Here is a 2,587-nt window from a genome sequence, read left to right as displayed (position 1 = left end):
GGTCTTCAACTGCGCCTTGCCCTCGTCGGTGGTGGTGAGGAAGGTGATCACCGAGCGCAGATCTTTGAGGTCCAGCAGTGGAAGGCCCTGTTTGTCGGCGTAGTGGAAGATCAACCCGAGGGTGGACTCCTGGTTTTGGTTGAGCCCCAACACTTTTGACAGCAGGATCGGACCGAAGGCGGAGATCGTCGCCCGGACCGGAACACCGAGGCCGCCGGTGCCCAGGGAGAGGAACTCCACCGGGAATGAGGTGCCGGCCCATTGGTCGCCGGTGTCCCTGGCCCGTTCGGTGATCTTGTCACCGGCCTCCCCCGGCCGGGACAGACCGGAGAGATCGCCTTTGAAGTCGGCCATCACCACCGGCACCCCGGCGGCGCAGAGCTGCTCGGCGATCACCTGGAGGGTCTTGGTCTTACCGGTGCCGGTGGCGCCGGCGACCAGGCCGTGCCGGTTCATCATCGCCAGCGGGATCCGGATCTGGGCCGACGGGTCGACCGCGCCGCCCACGATCACCGAACCCAGTTCGAGCGCCTGTCCGGAGGTGGCATAACCGGCGGCGATCTGCTGGGCAGGACTGGCTGTCGCGTCGGTCATCGCGGCCCCTTTCGTCTGTACTCGGTCAGCGTTTTCGGCCGATACGACACTACTTGGTGGCCGGGGCCTACCCTGTATCGCTGTGCGCGACGAATTGGTGTGGATCGACTGCGAAATGACCGGCCTTGACCTGCGCCGCGACCGGCTCATCGAGATTGCGGCGCTGGTCACCGACGCAGACCTCAACGTCCTCGGCGAGGGCATCGACGTGGTGATTCACGCCGACGACGAGGCGCTGGACAATATGGTCGAGGTGGTGGCCCGGATGCACACGAGTTCGGGTCTGACCGAGGAAGTCCGCGACTCGACCATTGACCTGGCCGCCGCCGAGCAGCTGGTCTTGGATTACATCCGCACCCACGTCAAAGCGGCCAAAACGGCCCCCCTGGCCGGGAATTCGATCGCCACCGACCGGGGCTTCATCGCCCGGGACATGCCCGCACTCGACAACTACCTGCACTACCGGATGATCGACGTGAGTTCGATCAAAGAACTGTGCCGGCGGTGGTATCCGAGGATCTACTACGGCCAGCCGGAGAAAGGCCTGGCGCACCGGGCGCTGGCCGACATCGAGGAGTCCATCCGGGAGTTGCGGTACTACCGGCGGACGGCGTTTGTTCCCCCACCGGGGCCATCTACCAGCGAGATCGCCGACGCGGTGGCCGAGTTGAACGGGGACGTCAGAGTTGCGGAGGAAAACGATTCGGCCGCGGAGACCGAAAGCGGCTAATATCGGGAACGCTGCGCAAGCGGCGATGGTGGCTGTAGTTCAGTTGGTAGAGCACCAGGTTGTGATCCTGGCTGTCGCGGGTTCGAGTCCCGTCAGCCACCCCGATGCGGAGAGCCGCTCCTGAGCAGATCAGGGGCGGTTTTTCGTTTGGCTGGAACGGTGCTCCGAGACCCTGATGACCGGGAGTTGCTGATCCCTCGAGCCTGTCGTTTCCCCCGATCGGTTGAAGTGACTGTCATCTCCGATAGCGCCCGATCGGTCGACGGTCGTGACGGTCAGCACGCTGCAGAGTGGACGTCACCGGCCCTGACAAGCCAGCCGGGAGGCAAACCTCAAAGCAAAGGGGAACGACATGAACACCACCATCACCCGCCGCATCGTCACCGCTCTGAGCGGACCGGCCATCGCAGCCGGAATCCTGGCCGGGGGCCTGGCTCTCGGGGCGCCCGCGCAGGCCCAGACGCCGGCCGCCAACGCGACGACCTGCGTCACCGCACCCGTCCTGGGCTCGGCCCCCGATCTTCTCAATCCGCTGACCCGGGCGGCCCAGGTCGCTACCTACGAGTTCATCAACCAGCCGACCGTGGCTGCCGTCAGCTGCCTCGGGCACTGACGCGGCCGGTGCTCCCGCGCCCGACACGACTCCGGGTTCGAATCCCTCCTCCACGGCCTTGCCGCGGCGGAGGAACGGCGTCAGACGGTCCGCTCGGAAGATCGCCTGCTGACCCGGCAGACCGGAGCCGAGGAGCAGACACCGACACGACCGCCCGGTCTGTGCAGTGGGGACAGCCCCGGCGGTCGGCGAATCAGCCGCTGCTGCAACGGCTTCCGCCGCGCCCACGCCAGCACCCAGACGGTGGCCGTCGGCTTCGGTTCCCCTGGGGACGGCTCGGATTCGGTCACAGCGGCGATTCTGTCCGCGGGCACCGACACGCCCCGCCCACGGGGACGTGACAATCGCCGCCGTTGTCATGTCCCTCTGCCGGCCGACCGACCGGGGGACCGGCCCTCCCCCGAATCAGGGGTGCGGGGGAGGGCCGGAGTCTCTGGGTGCCGGTCAGCGGTTACGGGGTGCCGGGGGTGCCGGGGGTGCCGTTGACCTGGACCGCCGAGGGGCCCAGCGCGACCGCTTGTCCACCGGTGCCGCCGGTGCCGCCGGTACCGCCGGGTGCGGCGTCACCGCCGTCCCCGCCGTCACCACCCTCCGCGCGCACCCCGATCCCACCCGAGGACGCGCCCTGGGCGAACGCCGTGCCACCAGCC

3 protein-coding genes, 1 tRNA gene and 1 pseudogene are annotated in these 2,587 nt (G+C 67.8%); 3 read left to right on the top strand and 2 right to left on the bottom strand.

Features of this window, described 5'->3' with window-relative positions; genetic code table 11:
• Positions 1-594: helicase HerA-like domain-containing protein (locus tag ADBZ5N_RS18605; RefSeq protein ID WP_526260035.1), on the bottom strand; the 594-nt coding region annotated here is incomplete at its 3' end.
• Between the two features lie 82 nt (positions 595-676).
• Here ADBZ5N_RS18605 and orn point away from each other — a divergent pair.
• The 3 genes from orn to ADBZ5N_RS18590 all read left to right on the top strand — a co-directional run bounded on the left by orn (position 677) and on the right by ADBZ5N_RS18590 (position 1,937).
• On the top strand, positions 677-1,324 hold the full coding sequence (gene orn / locus ADBZ5N_RS18600; protein ID WP_526260033.1) for an oligoribonuclease: 648 nt from the start codon (positions 677-679) through the stop codon (positions 1,322-1,324).
• Positions 1,325-1,352: 28 nt separating this feature from the next.
• Positions 1,353-1,425 (top strand) — tRNA-His (locus tag ADBZ5N_RS18595).
• 251 nt (positions 1,426-1,676) lie between these two features.
• Positions 1,677-1,937, top strand: a complete 261-nt coding sequence (locus tag ADBZ5N_RS18590; protein WP_526260031.1) for a hypothetical protein — start codon at positions 1,677-1,679, stop codon at positions 1,935-1,937.
• A gap of 451 nt (positions 1,938-2,388) precedes the next feature.
• On the opposite strand, the pseudogene ADBZ5N_RS18585 reads toward ADBZ5N_RS18590, so the two are convergent.
• Positions 2,389-2,587 (bottom strand): annotated as a pseudogene (locus ADBZ5N_RS18585) (hypothetical protein); the annotation flags it as partial.

It is taken from the genome of Mycobacterium sp., assembly GCF_044370595.1.
Classification (GTDB): Bacteria; Actinomycetota; Actinomycetes; order Mycobacteriales; family Mycobacteriaceae; genus Mycobacterium.
This window is presented reverse-complemented; position numbering and strand designations above follow the sequence as displayed.

Excerpts from the sequence above, each read along its gene's own strand:
- ADBZ5N_RS18590 (WP_526260031.1), top strand. The coding sequence starts at position 1,677 with ATGAACACCACCATCACCCGCCGCATCGTCACCGCTCTGAGCGGACCG.